Raw genomic sequence first — 5,372 nt, 5'->3', positions numbered from 1 at the left:
TTGCCGTCGATTGCCATACCCGCCATCCGGTAGAAGTTATATTCCGGGTATTTGCCCGGACCGGAAATCAGCAGATCCTCTTTTTCGTACACCAGATCCTGACGCTTGTATTCACCCAGTTCGAAGTCCGGGGTCAACTGAATCGCCGTGGTCGGGCACGCTTCTTCGCACAGACCGCAGAAAATGCAGCGTGAGAAGTTAATGCGGAAAAACTCCGGATACCAGCGGCCGTCTTTGGTCTCTGCTTTCTGCAGAGAGATACAGCCAACCGGGCAGGCTACCGCGCACAGGTTACAGGCAACGCAGCGCTCTTCGCCGTCCGGGTCGCGCGTCAGCACGATACGGCCACGATAGCGCGGCGGCAGGTAGACCGGCTCTTCCGGGTACATCTGCGTTTCGCGTTTGGCGAACGCATGCAGGCCGATCATCCAGATACTGCGTACCTGGGTGCCGAAGCCTACGAGTAATTCTTTTAAGGTCATGGTCTATAGCCCCTTATGGCTGCTGCCAGAGAATGACAGCCGCCGTTACCAGCAAGTTGATGAGCGTCAGCGGCAGGCATACTTTCCAGCCGAAGGACATTACCTGGTCATAACGAGGACGCGGTAACGACGCACGAATCAAAATGAACATCATCATGAAGAACGCGGTTTTCAGCGCGAACCAGATGAATGGCGGTAAGAACGGGCCTTGCCAGCCACCGAAGAACAGCGTCACGATAAGCGCTGACACGGTGACGATACCGATATACTCACCCACGAAGAACAGACCGAATTTCATACCGGAATATTCGATGTGGTAACCATCGGCCAGTTCCTGCTCGGCTTCCGGTTGGTCAAACGGGTGACGGTGACATACCGCAACGCCCGCAATCGCAAAGGTAATGAAGCCGAAGAACTGAGGAATGACGTTCCACAGGTGAGCCTGGTTATTGACGATGTCGGTCATGTTGAATGAACCGGCCTGCGCCACCACGCCCATCAGAGACAGACCCAGGAACACTTCGTAGCTCAGGGTCTGCGCAGACGCACGCATCGCCCCCAGCAAGGAGTATTTGTTGTTGCTCGACCAGCCAGCGAACAGTACCGCGTAGACCGCGAGACCTGCCATCATCAGGAAGAACAGAATCCCGATGTTGAGGTCGGCGACCACCCAGCTTGGGCTGACCGGCACAATGGCGAAGGCCAGCAGCAGCGAGGTGAAGGCGATAACCGGTGCCAACGTAAAGATCATGCGGTCCGTAAATTTCGGAACCCAGTCCTCTTTAAAGAACATTTTGATCATGTCGGCAACGAGCTGGAGCGAACCGCCCCAGCCCACGCGGTTCGGCCCGTAGCGGTTCTGGAACAGGCCCAGAAGGCGACGTTCGCCGAAGCTCATGAACGCCCCACAGGTGACAACCACCAGCAGGATGACCACGGCCTTGACGATGCTAAGGAGGATCTCAATCAGATCCGGCGTTAACCAACTCATTGCTGTGCCTCCTGCAGATTTTCAAGACGCGCGCCCGCAAGCACAGGAGCTATGCCCGGCATGCCCATCGGCAAACCAACCTGCCCTGCCACCAGCCCGCTGGAAATCACCAGCGGCAGCGTGACCGTCTGACCATCAAAGCTGAACGCCATTTTCGCGCCTTCGTTTACGCCAAGCGCCGCGGCATCGGCCGGGTTGAGCTTGATGTAAGGCTGCGGCATGCGGCTCTGGAACACCGGTGCACGCTGTGACATCTCGTCGCTACCAAACAGATGGTAGTACGGGGCCACGCGCCACTTCCCGGCTTCAGCCTGGAAGCCTGCCGGTACGGTAGTGAAGTAATCCAGACCGTTTGCCGACGCTTCAATCAGACGTACGCCCGGGTCACCGTGACGCAGTTTGCCGCCCACTTCAGCCTGGAACTTGTTCCATGCCTGAGGGGAGTTCCAGCCCGGAGCCCATGCGAATGGGATTTGCGAGCGCGGTGCGCCCGGCTGGTTGTTCCCTTCCATGGAGAAGGCGAACATAGTGTCTTTATCCTGCGGCTGACGCGGCTCGTGCACGCTGATGTTCGCGCGCATTGCCGTACGGCCGCTGTAACGGTGCGGTTCACGCGCCAGCTTCTGACCACGAATGCGGAAGGTTGCGTCCGGCGCGGCATCTTTAATGCCAGCCAGCTGCGGCAGTGCAGCAACGGCAGCGTCAATCACGTGATCCAGCTGGGTCCAGTCAACCTGACGGTTTTCCAGGGTGCTGTGCAGCGAGTGCAGCCAGCGCCAGCTTTCCAGCATGATGGTTTTGCTGTCGTAGTAGCTTGGGTCATACACCTGGAAGAAGCGCTGAGCACGGCCTTCGTTGTTGATGACCGTACCGTCGCTTTCGGCAAAGCTTGCCGCCGAGAGCACCAGGTGCGCGTGGTCCATAATCGCCGTACGCTGATGGTCAATCACCATCACCAGCGGGGCTTTATCCAGCGCGGCGTTCACACGGCTAGCAGCCGCATGACGGTGCAGGTCGTTTTCCAGCACGATAACCGCATCGGCAGCGCCGCTTTCCAGCTCGTTCAGCGCGTCATCGAGAGAACCACCGCCAATCATGCCGAGACCAACGCTGTTTACCGCGCGGGCAATCATCGTCACGCCAACGTCAGAACCGCGAGCCTTCAGCGCTTTCGCCACGTTAGCCGCCGCCTGAATCACTTCAGCGCTACCGGCGTTGGTGCCGGAGATAATCAGCGGTTTTTTCGCCCCGGCCAGCGCCTGAACGATCACGTCGATCTTGCCCTGCAGGTCACGATCGATACCGTCAACTGCCGGTGCGTTGTTGTCCAGCGCATGGGCAATCGCGAAGCCTAAACGCGCCTGATCTTCTACCGGTGCGCGATAGGTCCACGCGGCGATATCGTCCAGACGAGTGTCGTCGACGTTGGTGACAAACAGCGGGTGTTTCGCACGCTGGCCGATGTTCAGGATGGCTGCAATCTGCCAGTCAGCCACTTTCTGGGCCGCTGCCATTTCGCGTGCTTTACCTTTCACCGCCTGGCGAACCGCCAGCGCGACGCGAGCGCCGGTCTGGGTAATGTCTTCGCCCAGCACCAGTACCGCATCGTAAGATTCGATATCGCGCAGCGCAGGAGTATGAATGCCGCCTTCACGCAGCACTTTCAGCGCCAGCTGCAAACGTTCCTGCTCGCCTTTAGCGATGCCGGTGTAGAAGTTATCCGCACCCACCAGTTCACGCAGCGCGAAGTTGCTTTCAACGCTCGCACGTGGAGAACCGATACCAATCACTTTCTTCGACTGACGCAGAATATCCGCCGCGCCCTGCATCGCCTGTTCGGCGTTGAGGGTGATGAGGTCATCGCCGCGGCGCTGAACCGGCTGACGCGGACGGTCTTTCAGGTTCACATAGCCATAGCCGAAACGACCACGGTCGCAGAGGAAGTAGTGGTTAACGGTGCCGTTGTAGCGGTTTTCGATACGACGCAGTTCGCCGTAGCGCTCGCCCGGGCTGGTGTTACAGCCGATGGAACACTGCTGGCAGATGCTTGGCGCAAACTGCATGTCCCACTTACGGTTGTAGCGCTCGGAGTGCGTCTTATCGGTAAATACGCCGGTCGGGCAAATTTCAACCAGGTTACCGGAGAATTCGCTTTCCAGGGTACCGTCTTCTGGACGGCCGAAGTAGACGTTGTCGTGCGCGCCGTACACACCGAGATCGGTACCGTCTGCGTAGTCTTTGTAGTAACGCACGCAGCGGTAACAGGCGATACAGCGGTTCATTTCGTGAGAGATGAACGGCCCCAGGTCCTGGTTACGGTGAGTACGCTTAGTAAAGCGATAGCGACGGAAGCTATGGCCGGTCATCACGGTCATATCCTGAAGGTGGCAGTTACCGCCCTCTTCACAGACCGGACAGTCGTGCGGGTGGTTAGTCATCAACCACTCCACCACGCTCTCGCGGAACTGCTTCGCTTCTGCGTCGTCGATAGAAATAAAGGTGCCGTCGGATGCCGGTGTCATACAGGACATCACCAGGCGGCCACGCGTGTCTTCCGCGTTCTGATATTGCTTCACCGCACACTGGCGGCAAGCACCGACGCTCCCAAGCGCCGGGTGCCAGCAAAAGTATGGAATATCAAGGCCCATAGAGAGACACGCCTGTAGCAGGTTGTCCGCTCCGTTGACCTCGTATTCTTTGCCGTCTACATGAATCGTAGCCATTAGCGTGCTTCCAAATTAAAAAATCGTTACCACTTCTTCATTCAGGCTGCCTCTGCGTTGGCTGCCTGAATGAGTTTGTGGGAATCACCAGCGCGTCTTTAGCAGGTTCGGCTGAATCCCGTTAATTGCATGGGTGTTGCTGAACTGCTGCTTGATGCCTGCTTCGAATTCTTCGCGGAAATATTTAATGGCGCTCTGCAGCGGCTCAACCGCACCAGGCGCATGCGCGCAGAAGGTTTTACCCGGCCCTAAGAATCGACACAGTTGCTCAAGTGTCTCGATGTCGCCAGGCTGGCCTTCACCGCGCTCAAGGGCGCGCAGAATTTTGACGCTCCACGGCAAGCCGTCGCGGCATGGCGTACACCAACCGCAGGACTCACGGGCGAAGAACTCTTCCAGGTTACGCACCAGCGGTACCATACCGATCTCGTGGTCGACGGCCATCGCCAGCGCCGTACCCAGACGGCTGCCCGCTTTACCAATGCTTTCAAATTCCATCGGCAGGTCAAGGTGCGATTCGGTCAGGAAGTCAGTCCCTGCGCCGCCCGGCTGCCAGGCCTTAAATTTCAGGCCATCACGCATGCCGCCAGCGTAGTCTTCAAGGATTTCACGCGCGGTGGTGCCAAACGGCAGTTCCCAGACGCCCGGGTTTTTCACGCGCCCGGAGAAGCCCATCAGCTTGGTGCCGGCATCTTTACTGGTGGAGATGTTCTGATACCACTCAACGCCGTTGGCCAGAATAGCCGGGACGTTACAGAGGGTTTCCACGTTGTTGACGCAGGTCGGTTTACCCCAAACGCCTGAGCTCGCCGGGAACGGCGGCTTAGAACGTGGGTTAGCACGACGGCCTTCAAGGGAGTTAATCAGCGCGGTTTCTTCACCGCAGATGTAACGCCCAGCCCCGGTGTGCACGAACAGCTCGAAGTCAAAACCGGTGCCGAGAATGTTTTTCCCGAGCAGGCCCGCTTCGGTAGCTTCCGCAATGGCGCGGCGCAGGTGCTGTGCGGCTTCAATGTATTCACCGCGCAGGAAGATGTACCCGCGATACGCTTTCAGGGCGAACGCGGAGATCAGCATGCCTTCCACCAGCAGGTGCGGCAGCTGTTCCATCAGCAGGCGGTCTTTATAGGTGCCCGGCTCCATTTCATCGGCGTTACACAGCAGGTAACGGATGTT

General features: G+C 58.2%; 4 protein-coding genes. All 4 read right to left on the bottom strand.

Features of this window, described 5'->3' with window-relative positions:
* Positions 1 to 482: NADH-quinone oxidoreductase subunit NuoI (nuoI, locus tag RDN66_RS07160; RefSeq protein ID WP_308537738.1), on the bottom strand; the 482-nt coding region annotated here is incomplete at its 3' end.
* A gap of 13 nt (positions 483 to 495) precedes the next feature.
* Positions 496 to 1,473: an NADH-quinone oxidoreductase subunit NuoH gene (nuoH, locus tag RDN66_RS07155; protein ID WP_035892479.1), complete on the bottom strand. Its 978-nt coding sequence runs from the start codon at positions 1,471 to 1,473 to the stop codon at positions 496 to 498.
* A complete protein-coding gene (nuoG, locus tag RDN66_RS07150; protein ID WP_035892480.1) occupies positions 1,470 to 4,196 on the bottom strand; it encodes an NADH-quinone oxidoreductase subunit NuoG in 2,727 nt (908 codons plus the stop codon). The genes nuoH and nuoG overlap by 4 nt, the downstream gene beginning before the upstream one ends.
* Before the next feature lie 84 nt (positions 4,197 to 4,280).
* The coding region (nuoF, locus tag RDN66_RS07145) for an NADH-quinone oxidoreductase subunit NuoF (protein ID WP_308537737.1) at positions 4,281 to 5,372 on the bottom strand (1,092 nt) is incomplete at its 5' end.

Source organism: uncultured Kluyvera sp. (assembly GCF_902485085.1).
In the GTDB taxonomy this organism is placed as follows: domain Bacteria; phylum Pseudomonadota; class Gammaproteobacteria; order Enterobacterales; family Enterobacteriaceae; genus Kluyvera; species Kluyvera ascorbata.
The sequence above is the reverse complement of the archived record's forward strand: the minus strand, read 5'-3'. Positions and strand labels throughout refer to the sequence as shown.